23 protein-coding genes are annotated in these 26,158 nt (G+C 46.8%); 6 read left to right on the forward strand and 17 right to left on the reverse strand.

Annotated elements, in window-relative coordinates:
* Nucleotides 1–29 precede the first annotated feature (29 nt).
* Nucleotides 30–272, forward strand: coding sequence for a 2-hydroxymuconate tautomerase (locus tag WH96_RS03705; protein ID WP_281175825.1), 243 nt, complete (start codon nucleotides 30–32; stop codon nucleotides 270–272).
* Between the two features lie 164 nt (nucleotides 273–436).
* Here WH96_RS03705 and trxA read toward each other — a convergent pair whose 3' ends face one another.
* From trxA to WH96_RS03745, 8 genes are all read right to left on the reverse strand, one after another.
* The gene (gene trxA / locus WH96_RS03710; protein ID WP_047762707.1) at nucleotides 437–760 is read right to left on the reverse strand and encodes a thioredoxin TrxA; all 324 of its coding nucleotides are present in this window, start codon (nucleotides 758–760) and stop codon (nucleotides 437–439) included.
* 100 nt (nucleotides 761–860) lie between these two features.
* Nucleotides 861–4,340: a double-strand break repair helicase AddA gene (gene addA, locus WH96_RS03715; protein ID WP_047762708.1), complete on the reverse strand. Its 3,480-nt coding sequence runs from the start codon at nucleotides 4,338–4,340 to the stop codon at nucleotides 861–863.
* Nucleotides 4,337–7,432 (reverse strand): double-strand break repair protein AddB, encoded by a 3,096-nt coding sequence (addB, locus tag WH96_RS03720; protein ID WP_047762709.1) that lies wholly within the window; start codon nucleotides 7,430–7,432, stop codon nucleotides 4,337–4,339. Before addB ends, addA begins: the two co-directional genes overlap by 4 nt.
* A 3-nt stretch (nucleotides 7,433–7,435) precedes the next feature.
* Nucleotides 7,436–8,173, reverse strand: a complete 738-nt coding sequence (locus WH96_RS03725) for a nucleotidyltransferase family protein (protein ID WP_047762710.1) — start codon at nucleotides 8,171–8,173, stop codon at nucleotides 7,436–7,438.
* 86 nt (nucleotides 8,174–8,259) lie between these two features.
* The gene (gene tsaE / locus WH96_RS03730; RefSeq protein WP_342667205.1) at nucleotides 8,260–8,781 is read right to left on the reverse strand and encodes a tRNA (adenosine(37)-N6)-threonylcarbamoyltransferase complex ATPase subunit type 1 TsaE; all 522 of its coding nucleotides are present in this window, start codon (nucleotides 8,779–8,781) and stop codon (nucleotides 8,260–8,262) included.
* On the reverse strand, nucleotides 8,778–11,252 hold the full coding sequence (locus WH96_RS03735; protein WP_053005639.1) for a PAS domain-containing sensor histidine kinase: 2,475 nt from the start codon (nucleotides 11,250–11,252) through the stop codon (nucleotides 8,778–8,780). Before WH96_RS03735 ends, tsaE begins: the two co-directional genes overlap by 4 nt.
* 211 nt (nucleotides 11,253–11,463) lie before the next feature.
* Complete coding sequence (gene ahcY, locus WH96_RS03740) at nucleotides 11,464–12,759, reverse strand: adenosylhomocysteinase (protein WP_047762711.1); 1,296 nt, start codon at nucleotides 12,757–12,759, stop codon at nucleotides 11,464–11,466.
* 178 nt (nucleotides 12,760–12,937) lie between these two features.
* On the reverse strand, nucleotides 12,938–13,822 hold the full coding sequence (locus WH96_RS03745) for a LysR substrate-binding domain-containing protein (protein ID WP_047762712.1): 885 nt from the start codon (nucleotides 13,820–13,822) through the stop codon (nucleotides 12,938–12,940).
* A gap of 120 nt (nucleotides 13,823–13,942) precedes the next feature.
* Here WH96_RS03745 and WH96_RS03750 point away from each other — a divergent pair, with 120 nt between their 5' ends.
* Nucleotides 13,943–14,647 carry an ureidoglycolate lyase gene (locus WH96_RS03750; RefSeq protein WP_047762713.1) on the forward strand — a complete coding sequence of 235 codons (705 nt, stop codon included), beginning with the start codon at nucleotides 13,943–13,945 and terminating at the stop codon, nucleotides 14,645–14,647.
* Between the two features lie 24 nt (nucleotides 14,648–14,671).
* Here WH96_RS03750 and ptsP read toward each other — a convergent pair whose 3' ends face one another.
* The 8 genes from ptsP to WH96_RS03790 form a co-directional block, all read right to left on the reverse strand.
* A complete protein-coding gene (gene ptsP / locus WH96_RS03755; protein ID WP_047762714.1) occupies nucleotides 14,672–16,438 on the reverse strand; it encodes a phosphoenolpyruvate--protein phosphotransferase in 1,767 nt (588 codons plus the stop codon).
* Nucleotides 16,439–16,546: 108 nt separating this feature from the next.
* Nucleotides 16,547–16,795 carry an HPr family phosphocarrier protein gene (locus WH96_RS03760; protein WP_047762857.1) on the reverse strand — a complete coding sequence of 83 codons (249 nt, stop codon included), beginning with the start codon at nucleotides 16,793–16,795 and terminating at the stop codon, nucleotides 16,547–16,549.
* Between the two features lie 64 nt (nucleotides 16,796–16,859).
* A complete protein-coding gene (locus tag WH96_RS03765; protein ID WP_047762715.1) occupies nucleotides 16,860–17,252 on the reverse strand; it encodes a PTS sugar transporter subunit IIA in 393 nt (130 codons plus the stop codon).
* Between the two features lie 238 nt (nucleotides 17,253–17,490).
* Nucleotides 17,491–18,390 (reverse strand): RNase adapter RapZ, encoded by a 900-nt coding sequence (rapZ, locus tag WH96_RS03770; RefSeq protein ID WP_047762716.1) that lies wholly within the window; start codon nucleotides 18,388–18,390, stop codon nucleotides 17,491–17,493.
* A 45-nt stretch (nucleotides 18,391–18,435) separates the two neighbouring features.
* The gene (locus WH96_RS03775) at nucleotides 18,436–18,888 is read right to left on the reverse strand and encodes an HPr kinase/phosphorylase (RefSeq protein WP_047762717.1); all 453 of its coding nucleotides are present in this window, start codon (nucleotides 18,886–18,888) and stop codon (nucleotides 18,436–18,438) included.
* Complete coding sequence (locus tag WH96_RS03780; RefSeq protein ID WP_047762718.1) at nucleotides 18,889–20,541, reverse strand: stimulus-sensing domain-containing protein; 1,653 nt, start codon at nucleotides 20,539–20,541, stop codon at nucleotides 18,889–18,891. It abuts the gene before it with no gap.
* Nucleotides 20,542–20,567: 26 nt separating this feature from the next.
* Nucleotides 20,568–21,068 carry a hypothetical protein gene (locus tag WH96_RS03785; protein ID WP_047762719.1) on the reverse strand — a complete coding sequence of 167 codons (501 nt, stop codon included), beginning with the start codon at nucleotides 21,066–21,068 and terminating at the stop codon, nucleotides 20,568–20,570.
* 81 nt (nucleotides 21,069–21,149) lie between these two features.
* Nucleotides 21,150–21,848 carry a response regulator transcription factor gene (locus tag WH96_RS03790; protein ID WP_047762720.1) on the reverse strand — a complete coding sequence of 233 codons (699 nt, stop codon included), beginning with the start codon at nucleotides 21,846–21,848 and terminating at the stop codon, nucleotides 21,150–21,152.
* 330 nt (nucleotides 21,849–22,178) lie between these two features.
* Here WH96_RS03790 and WH96_RS03800 point away from each other — a divergent pair, with 330 nt between their 5' ends.
* Entirely contained in the window at nucleotides 22,179–23,213 is a 1,035-nt protein-coding gene (locus WH96_RS03800) for an NAD(P)/FAD-dependent oxidoreductase (RefSeq protein WP_156176681.1), read from the forward strand.
* A 92-nt stretch (nucleotides 23,214–23,305) separates the two neighbouring features.
* Here WH96_RS03800 and WH96_RS03805 read toward each other — a convergent pair whose 3' ends face one another.
* Nucleotides 23,306–23,527: a cold-shock protein gene (locus WH96_RS03805; protein WP_342667206.1), complete on the reverse strand. Its 222-nt coding sequence runs from the start codon at nucleotides 23,525–23,527 to the stop codon at nucleotides 23,306–23,308.
* A 391-nt stretch (nucleotides 23,528–23,918) separates the two neighbouring features.
* Between WH96_RS03805 and WH96_RS03810 the strand changes: the two genes are divergently transcribed.
* From WH96_RS03810 to WH96_RS03820, 3 genes are all read left to right on the forward strand, one after another.
* Nucleotides 23,919–24,704, forward strand: a complete 786-nt coding sequence (locus WH96_RS03810; protein ID WP_082130307.1) for a HugZ family pyridoxamine 5'-phosphate oxidase — start codon at nucleotides 23,919–23,921, stop codon at nucleotides 24,702–24,704.
* A 102-nt stretch (nucleotides 24,705–24,806) separates the two neighbouring features.
* The gene (locus WH96_RS03815; protein ID WP_047762723.1) at nucleotides 24,807–25,247 is read left to right on the forward strand and encodes a DoxX family protein; all 441 of its coding nucleotides are present in this window, start codon (nucleotides 24,807–24,809) and stop codon (nucleotides 25,245–25,247) included.
* Nucleotides 25,248–25,364: 117 nt separating this feature from the next.
* Complete coding sequence (locus WH96_RS03820; protein WP_047762724.1) at nucleotides 25,365–26,144, forward strand: HAD-IIA family hydrolase; 780 nt, start codon at nucleotides 25,365–25,367, stop codon at nucleotides 26,142–26,144.
* Nucleotides 26,145–26,158: the final 14 nt, after the last annotated feature.

Here is a 26,158-nt window from a genome sequence, read left to right on the forward strand (position 1 = left end):
TCTTTATCCAAAGACTCTGTCTAGCTTTTTTGGTTAAAACCCTCTATCCTGATTCTACTCAGAAAGAGGACGAAACCATGCCAATCATACGTGTGGAAATGTTTCAAGGTCGTTCACTTGAGCAAAAACGTGCTCTGGTCAAAACACTGACCGAAGAAACGGCCCGAATCACAGGCTGCAACACTGAAGCAGTGTATGTCGTTATTGACGATGTCCATAAAGAAAACTGGGGTGCCGGGGGGATTCTCTGCACCGATAAAGTGCACCATTAAACCTTTATCAAGCTTGCGCCGTATTGGAACAAAAAAACAAACCTAACGCACCAGTTGCGAGCCTATTTGCGTCCATAAAATTTCCCGCAGGAATTTTTCACAAAAAAGCCCCGCAAATGCAGGGCTTTTATCTCGAGACAGAGCGTTAAAAATGCTGTTCTGTCTTATGCAAGAGAAGATGTAATCCACTCTTTTAGCTGGCCTTTAGCAATCGCGCCCACTTTCTGAGCAACAACTTCACCACTCTTGAAGATAAGCAATGTCGGAATGCCACGAACACCGTACTGCTGTGGAGTCATTGAATTTTCATCAATGTTAAGCTTGGCAATAGTAAGAGAACCGCCCATTTCTGTAGCAATTTCATCCAGTGCCGGTGCAATCATTTTACAAGGACCACACCATTCTGCCCAAAAATCCACAAGAACAGGGACATCCGCTTTAAGAACGTCGGCTTCAAAAGAATCATCGCTGACTGCGATCGTTGACATAGTATACCTCTTGCCATTTGTTTGTGTGCGATGAAATAAACACACTTCGTCTTTTTCATCACATCGTCAGCATGAATGTAGGGATGCAGGTCCCCCGACGTCAAGGTTCATATTGTACAAGAATGTTATCCGGTAAGTGCATTAACCGGGCTTCATCGGTCCACAAAAGGTGCGCTTCTATTTGATAATTCGGGTAAATTTGCCTCAGAACCGTACGATACGCGGCCATTTGACGTAGATAAGAACGATGCACTTTTTCGACATTTTTAGGGGGCGGTCGATTGGTTTTATAGTCGATAATTTTTACTTTATTATCTGTTATGATTAATCGATCCACCTGCCCGGAAATTACTTCGACATCCCCATCACGATGAACCAATCCCACAACGGGGACTTCCGCACGGCTACCTTCACCAAAAATATCTTGGTAATTTGGATGATTAAGAACCGATATAGTTTCATCCAACAGTATCTTGATTTGATCAGAATCTAATTCGTGTAACGGCGATTCCAGGAAACGGCGAGCTGATGATACCCATTTTTCTTGAGGTAGATCCGGGAGCGTCTGTAAGAGACGGTGAATAATCCGTCCCCGTTTAAACCGTGCGCCGTCGTCCTGTCCCAGAGGTGAGCGCACAGGTGGTTCATCATCCTTTGCCCGCGATGGCGCAAGTGGGCGCGGAGGAACCGGTTCCTGATCCGGATCTACAAAAGCCCATGTTGGCAAATGACCATCAAAGTGATCAATAACAGCTTCTTCTTTATCGACTTGGGTCTCCACTTCCTGCGCATTTTCCTGAACACGCCCCATTGCTTGCCAAGAGCCTGTCGGATCTTCGGGAAAGGCAAATTCAACTTCTTTGCCATACTCGTTGAGAGCCGCTTGTGCTAGAGCGTACCAGCTATCATCAGATGGTTCACGCGCACCGGACCAGCCACAGATAATCAAGCGATCTTCGGCACGGGTTAAAGCCACATATAAAAGACGTCGGTATTCTCGCAAGGCATCCTTGCGTAACTGATCGCGCGCGGAAGAAATGATTTCTGTATTCATGGCCGTTCGCGGTGACCATACTGGTAGATTACCCTGTTCTTTTAGCCAAACTACCCCCCGATCCGCTTGGGGTATTTGTGTTGTATCCGGCAGAATAACAACGGGTGCCTGAAGACCTTTGGATCCGTGCACAGTCATAATACGCACGGCACCGCCACCTTGCTCAAGGTCACGCTTGATCTCCTGGTCACCAACCTCCAGCCAATGTAGAAAACCTTCTAGTGATGGCGTTTCTTCCCGTTCATAAGCAAGCGCGAGAGACAGGAACTCTTCTATAGGATCTCTTGCATCAGGTCCCAATCTGGACAAAAGCATTTTTCGCCCGTCCAGCGAACCAAGAATGTGAGAGAAAAGCTCAAAAGGCGGCGTATAGTCTGCTCGTGCTAGCAAACCGTTCAAATAGCCTGCTGCACGAGCAAGGGTATCATTGGATTTGGCTCTATCCCTTAATCTGGACCACAGGCTTCCTTTGCGGTTATAGGCCAGATTGAAAAGTTGATCTTCGTCCAGCCCAAGTAACGGTCCCTTCAAAACTGTCGCCAGCGTCAAATCATCTTCCGGTAACAACAAAAACCGACCTAAGGCAACAAGATCCATGACCGCCATCTGATCCGTCAGGACCATTCGATCCACACCGGAAACAGGAACAGCCAAGGTTTTGAGTTCACGCACCAATTCTTCAACAAAAGCATTCCGACGGCGAACAAGAACCAGAATATCACCGGGATCAATACGCCGACCCTGCGATGGTAACTGACATACGGGGTCATCAATCCCAGCCTCGGCAAGAGTCCAGTAATGAATGCGTCGAGCCAATACACTTGCAAGACGTGCCCTGGATTCCATTTCCGCTTCTTGAGCCAACGGCAGAGTCCACGGCGTATCTTCGGGAGCACCTTCACTGACCATCAACGGCCAAAGCTCGACCCGACCAGCTTGCCCCAATCTTACGGGCTGATGCCTTAGAAGATCGTTATGAAAGGAAACACCATCAGCCGACGAGGGATAAGAAAAAACCTGATCAACGGTTGCCAACACCGAAGGTGTTGAACGAAAGGATACATCCAGACTGATACGTTGCCATTTTTGTTGCGCGATCTCTACGCGCTTCTCAAAGTGCGCGCGCATTTGCTCAAACTTGGCGGGATCAGCCCGTTGGAAAGAGTAGATAGACTGTTTCACATCCCCAACGGCGAAGATCGTTCTGATGTCTTCTCTCGCGCCCTCTCCGTCAAAGAACTCGTTACAAAGTGCTGCAACGACTTCCCATTGTTCCGGGTTGGTATCCTGTGCCTCATCGATCAGGACATGATCAATACCGCCATCCAGCTTAAAGAGAACCCAGGCAACCGCCCGTTCCCCCTTTAAAAGATCACGGGTTTTTAGAATTAGATCATCATAGTCCAGAAAGGCACGGATTTCTTTATAGCGCTCATACCGCGATAAAATCGCAATACCCAGATCAAGTAAAGAGGACGTTGCTTTTGCAACACCAATGGCATTGAGCTTTTCGTTCAAGCGAATAAGACGCTCTGCTTCAGCAATCAATATGTCCGGTAGCTGCGGTAATGCAGATAAAGCACCCTTTGTTGCCAAACGACTTCTTATTTCACCGGCCTGCGTGAAAAAAATTCCCCGATAATCACTATACTTTTCGCACCGTGTTTCAGACTGGCTCTCTAGCCAGTCTTTGAGCAGATGACCACGTTCCTGATCCGACTTTGCGCCCTGCAAAAGAGCATCAGCAGCATGAGAAAGCTGCATCGTATTAAAAGCACCATCATCACAGGCTGCATTCAAGAGATCAGTCGTACTACTGTTCGAATCAACGCCAAGGGTTTCATAGATCACCCTATTCAGCCCCTGCTGATCGCCATATTCAGCAAGAAGATCCGAAATCCGACCGCGTTCCCGGATGATTTCCTGCACCAACGACCCAAAGGACTGTTCCTGCGTGTAGGCTGTAATACATTCCAGTGCGTCAGTAACAGCTTGTTCGTTCAATCCTCCGCGCCCAGAGAGAACATCTTCACGGGATCTGAAAAGAAGTTCTTCCGCAGAACGATCATCAAGAATCTGAAAGTTCGGCGCAACCCCCGCTTCCAGAGGGAACCGTCCGAGCAATGACTGACAAAAGGCATGAATTGTCTGGATCTTCATACCCCCTGGCGTATCCAAAACACGGGCAAACAATCGCCGTGCGGTCTGTAATTCATCCAGAGAGGCCTCGCGACCGAACAGCTTTTCAAGCTCTTTTATCAAATCATCTTCAGGAATTGTGGACCAGCCAGCCAGTTTGTCAGACAGACGGTTCGCCATTTCTGCCGCAGCTGCTTTGGTGAAGGTCAACGCTAGAATTTTCCCCGGCTCTGATCCACTCAACAGCAGATTAAGAATGCGATCCGTCAGAACCTTTGTCTTACCCGCCCCTGCAGAGGCCCCAACCCAAACAGATGCAGTTGGGTCCGCGGCCTGTCTTTGTTCGTTGGTAGCTTGCCGGAGGATATCATCAATACGCAGCGTCATAGATCCCCCTCGCGACCTGTGGACCATTCTTTAATCCGCGCCAGATGCTCAAAATCATTATAGACCAAGGCTTGATTAGGCCGAGGGCGCGCTGCATAGGGAGTTTCCTGATAATCAAATTCTGCGATCAGATCCTGTAGCCCTTCGATTGCGATTTTTGCAATCTGTCCGGCGCCTTCTTTTGCCCCGCGTTGCCCCAGTGCATTTTTGTTTTCTCCCGCGGGGTCACCCCCGGTTAATCGCCAATAAAGAAGCTCTTTCACCTCATCAGACAAAATGCCAAAACCACCTTCAATAGCGATGGCCGCTTCCAACGGTAATTGAGGTGAAATCCCCTGCAGGACATTTTTGGCACTTGGAACTGTTCCCGTTTTATAGTCGAGTATCGCCAAGCCACCTGTCGCCAGTTCATCAATGCGATCCGCCTTGGCAGTAAGAGTAAAGTCCCCAGCAGGCGCGTTCAGCACCAGCTTCCCAGTCACTTCAACATGGGACTTGGAAATCACTTTCCGACGTAGAGCCTCTTGTTCAACAAACCATTTGGCAATGCGCTGAAACCGGGGCCACCAGAAAGACCAGATACCGGGACGATCTTTAACCGCAGTAAAAACAGCTTCGCCAATCATTAAAAGCTGTTGCTCTGCATCATCGGGCAAAGTATCGGGATATTCTTTCAAAAATTTTTCGAGCGCTTCATGGATCAAGCTCCCCTTGTCTGCTCCGGATGGATCAGCATCCAGTGGATCAAGTTTGCGAAGCTTTAATATTTTTTGGGCATAAAGCGCATAAGGATCACGCATCCACGTTTCGATGCGAGTCACAGACAGATTTCTTGGGCGCGCAGAAACTGGTGGGGTCGGTGCTGGTGCTTTTATCTGGATACGTTTTTCTGGTAAATCCAATGCCTCTACCCAGCCGAGCCATTTCCTCGCGTCTCTCTGCAAAAAGCCTCGAAGCCCCTTACCTTCTAACAACGCTTCAATACGGAGCAACCAGCGTGAAGGAACCGTTGGTGCACCCTCTACCTTTTCCGATCGGGTAAGGAATACTTCTGGCGCACAGAAAGCCTGAACAAAATCTTGCGCTGATAATCCCACTTGCTGTTCTGGTTGAGGCAACCCGAAATCACGTCTCATAGGGCGGCTCATCCATGGTCCGGGTTTTGCCTCTGCAGGCCAACTTCCCTCGTTCAAACCGCCAAGAATAACTACATCAGCGTGCTGCAATCGGGCTTCAATTGCCCCAAGGATGCTCAGCCTTGGATGAGCGCCAAAAGGTGCACGTACAGCGCGACCAACCATAAGAGCCGCTAGTAGCTCTGGATAGCGATGCGGAGATACATCAGGGGCGTCGCCAGCAGCTTCTCTCAGATCTGCAACAAACTCAGCCGCGGCAGTACCATCATCCCCTGCCCAAAGCCTCTCAGCCCCGCTTTGTTCATCGCTAGAAGCCAAAAATTCTGCAAATTCGATATGCGAATCAAGCAAAGCGCGAAAGGATTGCGTACCACCGCGAATATGATCATCAAAGGTTTGTCCCGCAGCGAGAAGACGCTCTAACAATTCCCTACTTTCCTGACCTTTCTCAGCATCGTCACCAAGAGCTGTAATTAGCCCTTCAATACCTGATGCAGGCCGCACGCCACGGAGCACTGTAATTTCAAGTTGTCGCACAATCCGTTTGAAAACACCTATTTGCATACCCGCCGCGCAAAGAGGATGCTTCATTGCCGACAGAAAAGAAATTGGTGATAAACCGGATACCATCATTTCGGCGGTCAACCGTAAGAAAACTGCCGGGGCCGCTTCCGGTAACGGTGCACCTGCGGAATCATCTATTGTAATAGACCAACGTTCCATTTCTGCCGCAACACGGCGTGCGAGATCTCTGTCCGGTGTGATCAAAGCCGCCGTTTTTTCTGGCGTCTCCAAAACTGATCTCAGAATAAGGGAAATGGCCAAGGCCTCTTCACCCGATCCCGGACAATCCAACCGGAACACCTTTTCCAAAGCTTTCTGAAATATCGAAGTATCTGACTGCTCAATGTACTTTTGCCACTGCGTTGTTGCCTGTGCCGGACGCATTGCCATATGCACAAAATCAACCCGTGTTTCCGGCGCTCTGTCTTTTAGCTCAGACATTCCTAAATCAGTTTCGCCTGTGCCATAAGGCCAAGATTTCAAGTCTGACCTTTGGATGTCCAGGCGTCTCAGTAACCTTGCCAATCCGTTTTGGGGATGCGAGCTGTCCTTTAAAAATTCACGCCAAGTATCATCGTCTGCGGTTAAATCGACACCCGGTAGAATCACCACCCCTTGCGGACATTTGGAAACAACGCCAATTAAATCCGCCGCCGCCGGGATCGACCCTGTTGATCCTGCGACAATGAGCGGATGATCCGGGGGACATTGACGCCAAAATTCAGCCTGTCCCTCTAAAAGGCGACGCCGTCTTTCTGCTGGACCAATACCGCCTGTTGCCTCTTCAACCGTCGGCCAAATTTTTGTTAAGATTTCCAGAAACTCGAGTGTGATTTGCCAGTGAACCGCATAATCTTCCGGCACAAGATCAGACAGTTCGGTAAAGCTCAATCCTTCGGTTTGCACCTGATCCAAAAAGCGCCCCAGTTCGCCAGCGAGACGTACGGCCTGATCTTCGGGAATAATATCACCGCCATTTGATTTGGCCTGTGATGCGGACCATTTCAATACTAGTTGGCTCAACAGCAGTTGACGCCTTAAAGATGAGAGTACGGGCGGAAGGTCAAGATCTTGACCTTGTCCAATAGCCACATCAGATGCCGACATCAACAATTCATCAGGATCCAAATCACCCAAGGGCAACATACGGGGTAACATCATGGCCTTACCGTCAGACGCCCGTAAGAAAGCCTGTTGCAAGCTTCGGCAGGCCCGTCTTGTTGGCAAAAGGATCATCACTTTGGAAAACTCCAAGGGATCACCACCCCAACGCACTAAAATTCCCTTAGCCAAGGCATCAACAAATGAAGCATTCGACGCAATAGAATAAACGTCAGTTACTGTTTCTCTCGTCTCAAAAGGCTCTGTCTGAAAGGGAAGTTCAAAAGTCATTATTTAGGCGCCGCAGGATTTGGATGCCACTGGCAACATGCTTTGTAAAAGACCTTCTACTTCTCGAAGACCTTCGGGTGTACCCACGTGGAACCATTCCCCGTCATGCTCTAGCCCGTACAATCGGTCAGATGCCAAAGCTTTGTCAAAAATTTCGTTTAGAGAAAAAGCTCCCTTAGGCGCATTGATGAAAAGCTTTGGATGTAAAATTTGAATTCCTGCGTAGACATAAGGCGCAGCTGTGGCATCACCTCGGCGGCTTAATTTTTGATCATTTTCCAGAAAGAAGTCGCCAGCCCCTTCATATCCATAGGCCTTGGATTTCGGATGAACCAAAAGCAATGCATCCATCCCGTCAGGATTCCAAGATTTGACAACACGTTCGATTGCCGCTTCGGTACCATCCAGCCAACAAACATCACCGTTCACAACAACAAATGGATCATTCCCTAAAAGTGGAAGGGCCTGCGTAACGCCGCCGCCTGTCTCAAGAATTTCACTTTCATCCGAAAGAATGATCATCGGATCATCATATGCATCGACAAAACCTTGAATCTGTTCTTTCAAATAAAAGGCATTCACCACAATTTTCTGAATACCCGCCGTTCTAAGCTTCGCAATGATACTTTCCAACATCGGTACCCCAAGAATCGGCACCAAAGGTTTGGGGATTGTCTCTGTTATTGGTCTCATCCGCTTACCAAAACCAGCCGCCAATACCATCGCAGTCTTTATCGTCATTGCGGTTACTATATCCTGCCTATAAACCAGATCTATCGGCGAGCACGCCAAGTTAAAAAAATAACAGATTTAAGAAAATACCAAACTTAAGCAAATAAGGGAGTTAATCTCTCTTGCCACTTAGGCCCACCTAAAAACTTCAATGCTCTTGCGGTTTCTCCCTGTCCGTAAGACAGCTTTACCTGTAAATGTCCGCGCGGCATTAAAAAACCCAACCGATCAGGCCACTCAATCAGTGAAATGCCTTCGGAAAAAGCCTCTTCAATACCAAGCTCGTAGGCTTCTTCCGGATCTTCTAGTCGATAAAGATCAAAGTGCCAAATCTGCTGTTCAGCCCGGTCATATATCTGAACAAGGGTAAATGTTGGGCTGGGGACTTCTTCTATCTGCTCCCCCCCCTCTATCGCTGGAAAAGCATTAATCAAGGCACGAGAAAATGCTGTCTTTCCAGCCCCGAGATCACCGTCCAAAGCCAGAACATCGCCTTCTTGGAGAAACGGCGCCAATTTTCGCGCAAACTCCCGGGTTTCATTTTCATCGGCAAAGACTATTTCACCAATCAAATTTTCTGCTGTTGCCTTCTCTGGTGTCACGTTCTCATGTGTCACCGGGTCTTGTCCTCATCCTGCGATTCAACATCGTCCCCTGTTTCGATATTTTCTTGGGATTCCGCTCTTTCCCGAACTTCTTCATTTTCAGTAATTGTATCGGCAACAATTTGACGAATGCCGCTAGGCTTTTCCAGATCTTCCAGCAATGGAATATGACAAGTTACAATCGTTCCTTCGTCAATTTCTGATTCAATTTCAACCCAACCACCATGCAGCTCGACAAGACTTTTTACGAGTGAAAGCCCAAGGCCCGCTCCGGCTTGTTTTGCACGCCCTTCACCACGTTCAAACTTGTGAAAAACTCTTTCCTGATCTTCCTTACTGATCCCGACACCTTCGTCTTTGACCGCAATGCGTAGTTCATGATCGCGACTTGCCGTTATATTCACCCTCGCCCCTTCAGGCGAGAATTTGAGTGCATTCAAGAGTAAATTATATAACGCTTGCGTAAGTCGACGCTCGTCAACTTGAACAGAACCAATGTCGTCATCACAAACAATATTAACCTCAATATTCCGATGCCGTGCTCTTTCATGCCCAATGGTATAGAGATGTTGAAGCATATGATCGACTTTGACCTCGGCCAGATCAAGATGCAGATAACCTGCTTCAATTGTTGCCAGATCAAGAATATCATTGATCAGGGTCATCAAGCGTTGGGATGATTCAACAATCGCCTGACTATATTCTCTTTGCCTGCTATTCAGCTCACCAAAGAATTGATTTTCCAGAATTTCTGCAAACCCAACAATCGCATTAAGGGGTGTCCTCAACTCATAAGAAACATTGGCAATAAACTCTGTTTTCAGCTTATCTGCTGTTTCCAATGCTTCGTTTTTCTCAAGTAAAGCACGTTCAACGGTAAATGAGTCCGTCACATCAAGGAACGTCAACAATGATGCCCCGTCAGGCAACATGACCTGTGCCCAGTCAAGAACAACGCCATCTGAGCGGAATTTGCGTCCGGATCGAGCTTCTGGTTCACAAACACGCGCGACCATCAATTCAAGCTGATCATCCCAATCGTCATCCCGAACTTCAAAAAGATCACGACTTCGTAGAACGACATCCCGAACATGCGGCTCACTATTGAGGAAATCTTCTGGAAGCTTCCAGAGTTCAGCAAAATTAGGGTTAAACAGTTTCAAACGACCATCAGCACCGTATACGACAACAGCTTCATACAACTTGTTCAGCGTCTCGCGTTGTACTGCTGTTAGCGTATTGTAGGATCTTTCAAGCGCAAGCCGATCCGTTACGTCCTCAACGGTTTCGAGCACACCACCAAAGGGATGTGCTGTCGCAACAGAACGCAGCGTTGTTCCATCTGTTAGGTGCAACAACTCTTCAACCGGCTCGATCATCGTACGATAATCCCGCATTCGTTGTTGCTTGAACTCTGGAAAGTTAGCGTATTCCGGCAGTCGACGATTTTCGCGCATTGTATCCAACACCTCGCTTAAATGAGGTTCAGATTTCAAGAAATCTTCGTTCAATTTAAAAAGCGTTGCATAAGATGAATTAAAGAAAATCAACCGCTCATCAGGACCAAAAATGGAGATCGCGATTCCCAGATTCTCAAGAACCTGGGCATGACCCCCGATATGCCTGTTCAGTTTATTTTCTGCTTCTTCCAGACCTGTTTGATCAACGGCAAATCCGAGAAGGGTTTTATCGTCCAATCTTCTTTCGCAGAATTCTAGAAGCCGCCTTTCCCCTGCAATAATCGCATGGTGTTTCTCGCTAGCGCTTTCACCACTCTCCAAGGCCTGTCGGGCAAGATTATGTGCCTGAGAAACCTTTGAGCGATCAACCAGTTCTATATTTTGCTGAAGAATATCATTTTGTTCGGCCTCTACTGCAGTTGCATAGGCCTGATTACAATAGGTAAGCGCTAGTTTTTCATCGCGCATCCAGACGGGGATCGGCAAATTTTCAAGCAATGAAGAAACGTGACGAGATTCTTCTGTCGCAGTTCGCGCCTGCTTTTCCAAATCACTGACATCAGCAAACCAAACAACATCTGTTATTGGTGGATTATCACCCGCAGCTTCAATACGTTGCCCATGGATACGATAGCTTCGCCCCTTTGCCCGCAAGGTCAGTGTAAAAGGTTTTCCTTCACTCTTTAAACTCTCGAACGCCTCGGTAAGGGTGTTTGCTTCACCTGTTCCTCGCTGAAAAGCAATCGAAATTGCATTAAAATCAATCTCTCCTTTATCAAGGCCAAATTCCCGGACAACACCAACACTGGCACGAGATTTATGATCATGATGAGAATAGGTGACACAGCCAAGCGGCGCAGCCAAAACAGCAGCACGATCCAATGACGATTTCATCTGTAGATCATGGAGCTTTAGTTGCAATGATCGCCAACGATGACGATAAGCAAAAACAATTAACCCCGAGCCAAGCAGGATAATGAGAGTAAGAAAGAAACCCGGCAGATAAGCCGAAAATGACGACACTGCGTTCCCCTCAAAAAGTGCAGAAAATCCAAGTTTTGTTTGGATTTTTTGAACCGGTCAGAAAACCCTAATTAAGTGTAATGAGTTTATCTTGTCAAAACAAGATGTTGAACGCAATCAAGGGGCACAGAAATTAATCTGCACCCCTTGAATATAACGTTTAGCAGCTATCTTATCGGTAAATACCGACAATCAAACCCTGACAATATTATTAGTAACGGTAGTGATCCTGTTTGAAAGGACCTTCTACGGGTACATCAATGTACTCAGCCTGCTCGTCTGTCAATTTGGTCAGCTTAACACCCAATTTTGCGAGGTGAAGCATTGCAACTTTTTCATCCAGCGATTTTGGAAGAACATAAACTTTGTTTTCGTAGTTAGCTGAATTTTCCCAAAGTTCGATCTGTGCCAGTACCTGGTTTGTAAAGGATGCTGACATCACAAAGCTTGGGTGACCTGTTGCACAACCAAGATTAACAAGACGACCTTCGGCAAGAATGATCAGGCGCTTGCCATCCGGGAATTCTACTTCATCAACCTGGTCTTTAACATTGTGCCAAGGGTAGTTGCGAAGAGCAGCGATCTGAATTTCTGAATCAAAGTGACCGATGTTACAAACGATTGCGCGATCTTTCATCTCACGCATGTGATCGATTGTAATAATGTTTTTGTTACCTGTTGTTGTTACAAAGATGTCACCAATAGAAGCAGCGTCTTCCATTGTTGTTACTTCGTAACCTTCCATTGCGGCCTGAAGCGCACAAATTGGATCAATTTCAGTTACAAGAACACGTGCACCCTGTGTACGAAGGGAAGCTGCGGAACCTTTACCAACATCACCGAAGCCACCAACAACAGCAACTTTACCGGCAACCATAACGTCAGTTGCACGTTTGATGCCATCAACAAGTGATTCGCGACAACCGTATAGGTTATCAAATTTAGATTTTGTTACTGAATCGTTTACGTTGATCGCAGGTACTTTCAATGTGCCTTTTTTCGCCATTTCATACAGACGGTGAACACCTGTTGTCGTTTCTTCAGAAAGACCGCGGATATCGTCAAGAAGCTCTGGGAAATGATCGTGAACCATAACAGTAAGATCGCCACCATCATCAAGGATGAGGTTTGGCTTCCAACCATCAGGCCCTTCAATTGTCTGCTCAATACACCAGTTGAATTCTTCCTCGGTCTCACCTTTCCAGGCGAAAACAGGAACACCAGTTGCGGCAATCGCAGCAGCAGCCTGATCTTGGGTCGAGAAGATGTTACAAGAAGACCAACGAATCTCAGCACCAAGAGCGGTAAGGGTTTCAATAAGAACAGCCGTCTGAATTGTCATGTGAAGACAACCAGCAATACGAGAACCCGCAAGCGGTTTGCTTTGGCCGAATTCTTCACGAAGCGCCATCAGGCCTGGCATTTCTGTTTCAGCAATAGTGATTTCTTTACGGCCCCAATCAGCAAGGGACATATCCGCAACTTTATAATCAGTAAATTCTGTCATGTACTTAGCTTTCGTTTATTGCAGTCACATAAAGAAATCTTTATGTGTTGATTTTGACAGATAATTAGCAGTCTTGAATTAATATTGCAACCCATTTCCTAAAATCACAGCCATCCTTTACATTCGCGAAACATGACAATGCCCGGCTTCATTTGATATCAATATTTTATCAATAATCTTATCGCAAAGCGCCTGATGATCCTGCAAATGTTCTTGCTAATGAGACAAAAGCTTCCACGACCCGTCGCTTAAGCTGGCTTTTGAGACAAATCACCATGTCACGGTTACTATTCGCAAGCTCTTTCAGGGGCACAGCGACCGTTCGATTATCCCCCAATATTTCATGCTCGAATAAGAACCCGATGCCCAACCCCACAGCAACAGCTTCTCGTACAGCTTCACGGCTACCCAATTCCAACTCATTTTCATAACTCAGAGACAATTCTTTCACGGCACCTTCGAAGACCCGCCGGGTATTGGATCCTCGTTCACGCAAAATCAATTGTTCATCCATCAAATCAGACAAGCAAAGAAGCTTTCGAGCAGCTAAAGGATGATCCTTGTGAATCAGAGCGGTCATTGACTGTACAGAGAGTTCATCAATGACAAGACGGTCACTTTCAGGACAATTAGCCGTTATTCCTACATCCGCTCTTTGTCCTAGAATGTCCTGTCTCACCGTCTCAGCATTCCCTAGCATTACGGTCAACTTGATACCCGGATATTTTTCCCGAAATGTCGCGATGATATTCAAGGCTGCATGGGGGCCATCTGCTGCTATTTTCAGATGCCCTTTTTCCAAAGCTGAAGATGCTGACAGGTAGTTTTGAATATCTTCCTCTTCGATAAAAAATCGACGTGTTCTATCATACAGCCCCTGACCATCCGATGTGAGAATTGCCTTGCCGCCACTGCGGATAAAAAGTGTCAACCCGTAAGATTCTTCTAAACTTTTCACCTGAATTGTAACTGCGGGAGGGCTGAGGCTTAAAAGATGAGCCCCCTTGGCAAAACTCCCTTCTCTTGCCACGGCATCAAAAGCTCTTAGCTGACTATGTCTCATTTTCTTGTTAGACCCTAAATTAAATTTTATTTAATTTATTAAATACTGAATTTAATTTGTCTTGATAAGCCTCAAATAACAAACTGATGGCAGGATCAGAACATCCATAGGAAGACTTTAATGTCAAAACCACCTTCTCCGAACGATACCTCAAAGAAGTATGCTGAAAAGAAATCCTTTGATTATATGAACCCTGCTGTGCCGGATGAGCTTCCTCTTTTCCACGTTCCCCTAATCAAAGCTACATCTGATTCGCTCCAAGGTTTTGGGACCGTCGTGACGGATTATATGTCACATCCCGTAGAAATCGTTCAATGGCCCGCGCAGGGATGGCGCAAAATTGACGAAGGCACTGGTGACGAAGCAGGACATTTGGAAGGTATTTTTGAATTCTGGTGGGAAGGCGATGTTCTGTTAGGGCAAAACATGGCGGTGAATGATCGCTATATTCTGGGGTGGTCAGAGCAACCGGGAAAGGCATCCCGAGAAAACATCACCCCGGATCGTTCCCAGCTCTTGATCTGGCACGCCAATTACCATCCTGATGGCGCACAGCTCTTTTATCCCTTGGACAACAAACCCTTTATTGCAGCTCTGGCAAAAACCGGGGATGATATGAAACCCGAAGATTGGGTCGCATTTTATTGTGACGGTTCATTTGGACTATGCATTCACCCGGGCATCTGGCACGAAGCCATCACACCACTTTCCCCTAAATCCCGTTTCTACGATAAACAAGGGGCCGTTCACGCCAGAGTAAGTTGCGATTTTACAAAAGAATTTGGCGTGTTTCTCCGCATTCCTTTAACGCCGCCATCTGATTAGTCAATTAAGACCGATACAAGATTGTTATGAATTATAGCGTTCATTGTAATCCTGTAGCATAATCGAAATACGACCCGGATCGTGCTGGGTCATTATTGCTTCTGCACGACGAGTCACATCTTCCATATTCAGTTTGAGAATTCTGTTTTTAACCCGCGGCAAGGCATTCGAGCTCATGGAAAGATCCCGGACCCCCAAACCAAGCAACAATGGCAAGTAGTCCACATCACCAGCAACCTCACCACAAACTGAAACCGGAATATGAGCCCGTCGCGCGGCATCAACAGCAAAGGAAATCAAGCGTAATACCGCTGGGTGTAGGGGATTATAAAGATAAGCAACCTGTTCCTCTGCCCTGTCGATTGCAAGGGTATACATTGTCAGATCATTGGTTCCGATAGCAAAGAAATCAGCAACTTTAGCAAGTCCGTCCGCTGCCAATGCAGCACCGGGCACCTCAATCATTATCCCAAGTGGTGGTAAAGGATCAGCAATGCGAATATTCTGCTTTTTCAAACCCTCTGCAACTTCAGTTAAGGCTTTGCGAACTTCACGAACCTCACTTGGTGTCGTCACCATCGGTAATAAAATACGCAGAGGACCGTGCGCACTGGCCCGCAAGATGGCGCGCAATTGCGTTTTCAACAAATCACGGTGCTTCAAAGACAAGCGGATTGCCCGAAGTCCAAGCGCCGGATTTTGTGACTCTGTAGGATGTGTTCCCAAAGCAGAAACCAGTTTTTCGCCCCCAGCATCGAGCGTTCGGATTGTCACAGGTCGACCCGACATGCCATCAATTATTTCAGCCAGCGCTTCATACTGCTCCTGCTCTGTCGGTAGTTCCTCTCTGTTCATAAACAGAAATTCGGTCCTTAACAGGCCGACACCTTCGGCCCCGTTCGCAACTGCCTGTCCCGTTTCGCGCGGCAACTCGACATTAGCTTGCAATCCAACTCTTTCGTCATCAATCGTCACAGCCGCAATATCGCGTAACCCTGCCAGAACTTTGGCCTCACGCTCGATATCCTTCAGACGAAGTTTGTAATCTTTGATCCGCGCAGGACTGGGGTTAATAATCACCCGCCCGTTTGTGCCATCAATAATTATTGCTTCGCCGTTTTCCACCCCCTTAAGAAGCCCCGGCACCCCCAAAACAGCAGGCAAGCCAAGTGAACGTGCCATAATGGCGGTGTGTCCCTCTGGACCACCAAGCACAGTGGCAAACCCGCCAATGTAGCTAGGATCCATCATCGCGGTATCAGCAGGCGTAATTTCTTCTGAAAGAATAACTGAATTACGGGTCAGGCCAGAATAGGAATCTGCTTTTGTCTTGGTCAAGTTGCGAACAATACGATGCCCGACTTCACGCACTTCCTGTGACTTTGTCCGCAGATACGGATCTTCCATCGACGAAAATTTACGCGCAATTTGACCGACTTCGGCCATCACAGCCGCTTCAGCATTTTTTTGCCCCGTTTGAATCCGCGCTTCGATACCACCAATCAAGCTTGAACTTTTGAGCATCTGCATATGCGCATCGAGCAAATAGCCAAGCTCTTCACCTGCTGCACCGTGAAAATCCTTTGACTGCCCGTGCAGCTTGAGAACTTGATTTTGCGCCTTTTGAACCGCATCAGACAAACGTTTTAGTTCAGCAGAAATCTTTGCCGTTGGAACCCGATATTCCAAAATCTGGATGTCACTGGATTCACTTACATAAGCAGAACCGATCACCACCCCGGGTGAGACAGCAAGACCTTCGAATATACGTTCACCGGACTTATTGGTCACAGCGCATTCCTATCTCATAATTTATGCAAAATGATCGTCACTTCAGCTCACTTCGACATGTCTCAGCAATTTCCGATGTTAGAATTTGTGCCGCCAGACTTAACCATATCAATCTTCGTCAAATTTATTCAAAACCAGCTCTTCCAATGCATCCATTGCTTCTTGGGCAGAAGGTCCACTGGCGGACAGCTCTATTTCACATCCAGGTGCCGCTGCCAACATCATCAGGCCCATAATGGAACAACCAGATACACTTGTTCCATCCTTGCAAACGGTCACTTCTGCATTGAAAACTTCGGCAACTTTTACAAACTTTGCCGAAGCTCTGGCATGCAATCCCCGCTTGTTCAAAATCATCAATGTTTTGGTAAGCAACTTCTATTTCCCCCTTAAAACCTTCAGCATTTGGTTTTAAGCACGCTTAGAGCAGCTCGGAAGCAACGTGGATATACTTACGGCCAGCTTCCTGGGCTTCCAAAACAGCTTCTTTCATGGTTTTCGTTTCTCGCAGGCCAGCCAGTTTGATCAAAAGAGGCAAATTAACACCAGCAACGACCTCTACATTGGCCTTATCCATAATTGATATGGCAAGGTTAGAAGGAGTACCACCAAACATGTCTGTCAAAATCACAACACCGCTACCGTCTTCTACCTTTTCAACAGAAGAGATAATTTCCTGACGCCTTTGCTCCATATCATCCTCGGGGCCAATACACACAGTTTCTATCTGTGTTTGTGGTCCCACAACATGTTCCAATGCTGCCACGAATTCGAGAGCCAAGTCACCATGTGTGACCAGAACCATCCCTATCATGCCTTCCCTTTCCGCAGGCGCTTTCCCTTTGTATACGGGAAAATTAGCAGCAAACCATGACCTCATACAAGGCGAAGCCGCGCACTAAAGGTAAATATTATCAAGAAAGAAGGGATTTTGAGACTTAACAGTAGAAAGAACACAGAACTTACAATTTGTTATATGGCTATTTCTCTGTTTTTTCGTCTACTCGGTTATATAAATACGCCAGAGCATTATCAGAATTAACAATCAGGGCTTATTTGTACCGGTCAGGTTCTTTGTCCATATCCCGATGCGCAATAATCATTTGCGGCCAGACATCATCCAGTTCGCGGCCCAACCATTCCGTTAAAGCAACAGACCTGTGTCGTCCACCTGTACAGCCTATTGCAATGGTCAGATAATTTTTGCCTTCTTGCTGATAGCGCGCCAGAAGGGGGATCACCAGATCCTTTAAGTGCGATGCAAAGCTGGAAAAATCCGGGTCTTCGCGGACATAGTCCGAAACAGCTTTGTCTTTCCCCGATAAAGGCCGCAGGTGAGGATCGTAATGGGGATTTCGCAAAAAGCGCACGTCAAACATAAGATCAGCTTCTCTTGGTACGCCGAAACGATAAGAAAAAGACATGACCTGTACGGTCATCACACCACTTTCTTCCAACCCCAGCAAACTTGTTAGATTTTGCCTGAAATCAGCCGACGTGGTGTCCGAACTGTCAATTGCAAAATCAGCCCGGGCCTGAAGCGGAGCAACCAATAAACGTTCGGCAAGAATACCGTCCTTTAAGGGGCGATCTTCAGAAAGCGGATGGCGACGACGTGTTTCTTTGAAGCGTCTTTCAAGAACATCAACCGAGCAGTTTAGGAAAACCAGTGAAACATCCAACTCGGGCCGTTTTTTCAGTTCGCGAATATGCTCAAGAAGCGGTGGTGCAGAAAAGTTGCGGGAACGGATATCAATACCGACAGCCAGAGGACGACGGCGCGGTTTATCACCAATAACAAGATCCAGCAGATTCAGGGGCAGATTATCAATTGCCTCAAATCCGTGATCTTCAAGCACTTTCATAGCAGTGGAACGTCCCGCGCCGGAAAGCCCGGTCACCAAAACGACACGAAGAGGATTTTCGACTTTATTGTCTTGAGTGATTGACATTAATGCGCGCCCCAGTACCCAGCAAATGACAGAAAGAACAATATTTTATCTTACTATATCGCTTTCTGGATTGGATATGGCAAGTAACAGCTTTGCGACAGTTGAATGATCAAAGCTATGCAGTCGCATCCGTGAGATCTCAATACCTAAAATTTCTTCTCTGGCTGATTCGGGTAATCGTTCGACCTCTTCACGAGATACAAGATCCACGATCAACCCCACAGGCACATCAGAGCAATAGGAAAAAGAAACAATTCCCAAGCCTCTGACTTCCAATTTGCCTGCAATCGTTGAGGGGGCCGAAGCGAGGAGTTTATTTCCCTGTCTAACCAAAATGGTTTGATCATCAGAAACAAGTTCAGCGCGTCCAGCATCAATTACCCTTAACGCCAAGTCCGATTTCCCCGCTCCAGGTTCGCCCCGCAACAGCACAGCCGTCAACCATCCACCTTTTTCAAAGGCAATCGTTGTGCTGTGTACAAGTTGACTATCAGACATCTATCGCAGTTCTTCCGGTAAAGAGATAATAAAACGTGCCCCAAGGACATCACCGTTTTCATCCATCCTATTTTCTGCCGTTATGGCTCCGTTATGAGCTTCAATAATCTGTTTGGAAATACTCAGGCCAAGGCCAGAATGGGTTCCAAATTTTTCACCTTCAGGACGTTCGGTGTAAAAGCGATCAAAAATGGCTTCAAATTTACCGGGGATAATACCCGGACCATCATCATCAACAGTAATGATCACTTTCCCGTCTTCTGATCTTGCTGCCAAGCGAATTTTACCATCTTTCGGGCTGAATGTTTTTGCGTTGGTCATCAGATTACGCAAAACCTGCCCCAATCGCCCTTCCAATCCCTGAACACAAAGCTTTTCATCCGTTTTTATGTCGGTTTCAAAAACAGGACAATTTTTATCGACACGTTGAATTTCGACCAAAGCTTCCAAAAGCTTACCAACATCAACCTCTTCCATCTTGGCCCGGGAAAGCTCTGCATCCAAACGTGATGCATCAGATATATCGCTGATCAAACGATCCAACCGTTGAACATCATCCATAATAATGGCCAAAAGCTTTTTTTGTTGTTCAGGGTCACTCACACGAGCAACGGTTTCAACAGCTGAGCGAAGCGACGTCAGTGGATTTTTGATCTCATGGGAAACATCCGCAGCAAAACCTTCGATGGCATCCATTCTGGCCCACAATGCTTCGGTCATTGCCCGCAGAGCGCCAGACAAATCACCGATTTCATCGCCACGATGGGTAAAGTCGGGAATTTCGTATTCACGCCCTTTCCCATACCGCACAAAGTCGGCTGCATTTGCCAACCGACGCAACGGGCGCCCAATAATTCCCGCAAGATATAGAGATAAAAGAACCGTAACACCCAGCGCCAAACCGCAAACTGCGAGAATATCCCTGCGACGATCCTGCACCGCTTGTGTCACGACCTGCGCATCTTTTGAAAGCATTAAAGCGCCAAGAACTTGGCGATATCGTTGCACAGGAACTGCCATCGACAGAACAAGGCGGCCTGTTGTATCCGTCCGTACCATGCCTGCAGGTTCACCGTTCAAGGCAATAAGCACTTCGGTATAGTCTTCTGCACTTTGATGCTGCGCTTCTCTATAGAGAGGCCAATCATCATGCCCCGGCAGCCAGTTAATGATCTCTTCGTAAAACAGAATGATGCGATCCACCATCCCCATGCCCCCAGGCGGCGGAAGTTCCCCGACTTCAACAGGACCACCAACCCCGGCAAGATAGAGACTATCAGCCAACATTTCCCCGCTGGTTGCAAAGATGCGGGCTCGGACACCGATGTCATTCAGCATTGCCCGCATCAAACTGCGCGTCAGTTCGGGCACAAGTTTTTCACTTCCCACTTGACTGGCCACAACAGCCGTTGATCCCAAACTAAGAGAAAAAGCACGACCCTGTATCGACAAAGCATCCAGTTCCGACGCAATAAGGCTCAGTCTGTACTGTTCCAAGTGCATCAATCCGACAACAGGGATCATCAGAACAAAGCTGTTAATCAGGAGAATTTTGTGTGTTAAAGACGAACGCCATCCCCGCTTGCGCCCCTTACGGTGCTTTTTAACGGTCTGTGCTATTTCTGCTTTTTGCTTATGGCTTTCGTCAGCCACAGTTTCCCCCAAACAACATCAAATTATTATAGCTCAGTCAAGATTTTGGCAGCCTGGTCATTTAAACTGTAGCAAGTCACAGTCCCACCAGTCGCCTGTATTTTCCAGGCTTCAAGATAACTACCAAGATAAATCAATTTCTCATCAGAAAAAACTGACAGGCTATCCAAATGCTTCTGGTTTCCCCGTTGCCCCCATAAAACGCGGTCAGGGCGTTTCCCCTGCAAATCACAGGGTGAACCAGTTCCACCAGTTTTAAGGGCCAAGCGGATTACTTTTTCCTGCTGTCGGCTCAAAGACTGCGCAGGTGAACCACTGCTGACGCCAGCAGAGTTCACAAGGATAATATCGTAGTCGGGTAATACCGGGCCAGATGTCTTCTCCCCGGTATTATTACTCAACAATTCGGATCTATTCGTCTTCGACTTCAAATCTGAATGTTCATTCGTACCGTCAAACAATGTTACCAGTCCGAGAACAATCAGTCCCATCCCAATAAACAGACCTATGCGTTCCATCCTATCCATCAAAAGGTTCTCCGTATCACAAGAGCCTCAAGCTCTTTCTTACAGCTATCCCCCCATTGGATATTTTGCTGGATATTCCACCTATTCACGATAGCGATAGCCAACGCCATATAACGTTTCAATCTGGCCAAAATCGTCATCACACTCTTTGAATTTTTTCCGTAATCTTTTGATATGACTGTCAATTGTTCGATCATCAACATAGACCGCATCGCCGTATGCCGCATCCATTAATTGATCGCGATTTTTCACATGTCCAGGCCGTTGGGCCAAGGCTTTGAGAATTAAAAACTCTGTCACAGTCAAATTGACGTGCTTCCCCTTCCAGGTACAGAGATGACGTGATGCATCAAGCATCATTTCACCGCGCTGGATAGGCTTTTCGCCTTCTTTGCCTTCGCTGAAATCCTGCTTCGCTTTTTCCCGACGCAATAATGCTCTGATTCGCTCAACGAGCAATCGCTGAGAAAAAGGTTTAGTGATATAATCATCCGCCCCCATACGAAGTCCCAAAACTTCGTCGATTTCATCATCTTTCGATGTCAGGAAAATCACGGGGATAGAGTTGCCCTCACGAATACGACGCAAAAGTTCCATGCCATCCATTCGGGGCATCTTGATATCAAGAACAGCAAGATCTGCTGGATTGGAGGCCATTCCACGCAACGCTTCGGAACCATCTGTATAGGTTCTAACTTTGAAGCCTTCGGATTCAAGAGCAATAGATACCGACGTTAAAATATTTCTGTCGTCATCTACCAGTACGATATTGCCTTCCATGCCATTCCTCATTTCAAGTTCAGGGGTCGAGCCTTTATCCGGGGCGACACCCTTATTTCGCTTAAGCGAATCAAATAGTAAGTATCCTGTCACATTAAGCAATGTGGCGCGTGACTATGGCAGCATTTTGTTCCTGAATGGGCACTTATGGGAAGATAATTTTCAAACTTTGAGTAAAAAATATATCGATTTACGTAAAATCTGCGATCAAATTACGTTTCTGTATGGAAGAAAAACATGGCTTTGGCGTTTTTCTACTATTGAATCGCCCCAAAGCTTAAATACAATGCGCCTTTTATAGAGCTATTCTAACTGCCTCTTATGGCGATCATGAGGATTATCTACGTGAGTCAAACTATCCAGAAAACTGACGTTGTAATTATCGGCGCAGGACCAACTGGTCTTTTTTCCGTGTTCCAATGCGGCATGCTTGGCATGAAGGCTCATGTAATAGATGCCCTGGAAGCTACAGGCGGACAATGTACAGCGCTCTACCCCGAAAAGCCGATCTATGACATTCCCGGTTTTCCAACCGTCGCAGCAGCCGAACTTATCGAACATCTGGAACAACAAGCTGCACCTTTTGATCCTGCATATCATTTAGATCAGCAAGTCTGCGGCCTGACGCAACAGAGCGATAATACATGGCGCGTTACAACTACAAAAGACACTGTTATTGACTGCAAAGCCGTTATTATTGCGGCTGGCGCAGGTGCTTTTGGCCCCAACCGTCCCCCTCTTGATGGTCTCGAAAGATTTGAAGGCAAATCTGTTTTCTATCTGGTCAAACGCCGTGAAGATTTCAGAGACAAAACCGTTGTTATTGCGGGTGGTGGTGACAGTGCTGTCGATTGGGCCATGTCCCTGCCACAGGTCGCCAAAAAAGTTTATGTCGTCCACAGACGCGACAAGTTCCGGGCAGCGCCGGAGTCAGTTGCCAGAATGAGAGCCTTGGCAGAGACTGACAAAGTAGAGATGGTTGTTCCCTACCAGCTTCATGGATTGGAAGGAACAGACGGAAAACTCTCATCCGTCATCGTCAAGGATCTACAGGGAAATGAACGTGCCTTGGAGGCCGATATCCTGTTACCTTTTTATGGGCTGGCAACAGACCTTGGTCCTATTGCAGGCTGGGGTTTTGAACTGGAACGCAATCATATTCTTGTCAATCCAGCTACCTGCGAAACCAAACAGTCCGGCATCTATGCTATCGGAGATGTCGCAACCTATGAAAACAAGTTGAAACTTATCCTGTGCGGCTTTTCCGAAGCAGCCATGGCAGCTCACGCCATCCACCCCAGAGTGTTTCCTGATCAGGAACTACACTTTCAGTATTCAACATCACAAGGCGTTCCCGGGGAATAAAATAACCTGAGGGTTGAGGCTTTAATAAACAGGGCAATGAACCATGCCCTGTTTTCTACTATCGCCAATCAAGTCGATTATACTTTGCAGTACTACCCAACAGACTGAAGCAACCGGATGTTATCAGCGGCCAGACGCCCTTTTCTGCTTTCAACCAGTTCATATTCTACCTGCTGCCCCTCTACCAAGCCTGCCAGTCCAGATTTCTGCACCGCGGCAAAATGTACAAATGCATCTTCCCCCCCCGATTGCGGCGTGATGAAACCATATCCTTTTTGGCTGCTAAACCAACGGACAATCCCCTGCTGTATCAAGATTAACTCCTTAAAAAACAAGCGGCACACCCCAGAGGTGCACCGCTTATTGTAGCTTTTCCAAACCAGTATCCCTTAATACTGGCAATCGTTAACAAATATGTCTGGATTTTCTATACACACAAACAGCTTGATAGAAATCAAGCCACTGAAAATCAACAGCAACATTTCCTCAAATAATAGTTTCAATTATGGTTAATATCAATAATAGGTTGTCATTTAACGTCATCTTTTTTAATTTTTATAAGTATTCCAAAATACTACACTCTGTTTTAGTGAATAATTTCTTGTCTCCAATGAAGCAGAGACAAATTGTCAAATTCACTTTTTTCTATTTAATTTCAATATATTGACCACATTAACCTAGTGAAATCTAGATCAGGTACTCCAAATGAATAAAATTAAACCCAACCCCAATTCTAGTGAAGCTGAAAAAGCACGAAATCTAATGCGTTGGGCAACAAAAGCCTATATTGCAACAGAGCTTTCCCCGAATACCAAGCCAGCGGATGCTCCCGGCGGAAAAGCAATGACCGTTTCAAGTTCGCATCCCTATGCCTCATTGTCTCTTGTTGCACTGGATCATGACGCAACGCCTTACATGATGCTATCCGATCTCGCCGATCACAGCCAAAACATGGCACAGAACCCCAAAACCGGGATGCTGTTTGATGGTACAGCTGGATATCGAGATCCCTTGGCCGGCGGGCGCGTTACTTTGATCGGCACCATGCACAAAGTAAATAATGACCGGATGTTACAACGCTTTTTAACCCGGCATCCTGCATCAAAACTCTATGCCGAGTTCAAAGACTTTAGCCTCTATCGTTACAACATACAGGAAGCACATCTTATCGGCGGGTTTGCAAAAGCCATCTGGGTCCCCGCGGAAGATCTAAAACTGGATTGCAATGAATCTCAGGAACTCATCGAAGCCGCAACATCCATCATCGACCATATGAACAGCGACCATGCAGATGCAATTAATCTGATTGCAGAAAAAACTTTTCGGTTGGATCCGGGTAAATGGCGCATGTGCGGTATTGATCCTGAAGGGTGGGATCTGCACAACGGCCACGTTCATGCCAGATGCTCATTTGACCAACTTGTTACCACGCCAGCTGAAGCAAGGAATGCACTGGTATCCCAAACTAAAGAGGCCCGAACCACAAAGTAAGGCGCATCCTGATAACATCTTGTTATCAAAAATGTTACTGGTGCTTGATCACTTAAGAAGTCATATGCACTTCATGGAACACAGACTTGGGGAATAAAACAAATGTCTATGATCAAAAAAGCACTACCATATTTGCTTGCAATATTTATCGCCTATGTTTTTTTAAGATACCTGCCCTTCAAATTTGCCAAGGGTAGTCATCTTTTTCAAGTTCTCGAAGATTGGAGTGGGCTTGTGTGGTTTGAACCGCATGGTCGCTACTTAACAGGTGGTGCAGAGTTACTTGCCTGTATTTTGCTTTTCATCCCAAGACTTCAATCACTTGGCGGCTTGCTGTCACTGGCCCTGATGACAGGCGCTATTTTCTTCCACGTCTTCACGCCACTGGGTATTGATCCTTATAATGACGGCGGGAAACTCTTCACTCAAGCTGTCGGCGTCTGGTTCTCCGGGCTGATCATCATGTATCTGCGTCGAGATGAGTTTGTTCCCCTCTTGAAACATCTGGGAACCGACCCCAAATTTAGTACAAGCAATATGTGATTCGATCTCCAAAATTGACCACATAGAAAATACCAAAGCCCGACCGAAAGGTTGGGCTTTTTTATTGGCAATAAAGTCTGCTATTAAGCCACAATTGATTTCAAAAGGACTTTGTTAATGCATAATATCTCGGCCCTTCTATTTGATCTTGATGGCACCGTTTATCGAGGGACAGATGCCATTCCCGGCGCGAGTGATTTCATTACCACTTTGAAAGAGCGCAACATTCCCTTTTTATTTGTGACCAATCGTGGCAATCGACACCCCTCTGCCGTCGCAGATCAGCTTGTATCTATGGGCATCCCCTGCACTGAAGATGATGTCCTGACCTCTGCACAGGCCGTTGCCATGGGGCTCACCCCCGGAACCAAAATCTATTGCCTAGGGGAGGAACCACTTAAAGAAACACTCAAAGAAGCTGGCATGGTTATTATGGAAAGTACCACGGATCATGCCGTCGATGCCGTTGTCGTCAGCTATGACCGCGGCATCAATTATGAAAAACTAAGCCATGCCCTTCGTTTTATCGATAAAGGCGCACGCTTCATTGCAACCAATACAGACCGCTTGATCACAGTCGAAGACGGCATTTTACCCGAAGCCGGACCACTGGTTGCCGCGGTTCAGGCCGCAACAAATAAAGAGCCTGAAATTTTTGGAAAACCTGAAAAGCCCATTATGGATGCTGCTTTAAAACGCATAAGGAAACCAGCAGATCAGTGTGCCATTATCGGGGATAACCTCTTCACGGATATTCTTGCAGGACACAAGGCAGGTATGAAATCTGTTCTGATCCTGACTGGTGTGGCCAGCCGCAAAGATGGCGAACATGCTGAATATAAACCAACCTGGATTGCCGAAGACTATAAAGACCTCGCTGACATCTTGTTTGAATAATAGAAAAGCCGGGC

It is taken from the genome of Kiloniella spongiae, from assembly GCF_001026905.1.
GTDB classification, from domain to species: Bacteria; Pseudomonadota; Alphaproteobacteria; order Kiloniellales; family Kiloniellaceae; genus Kiloniella; species Kiloniella spongiae.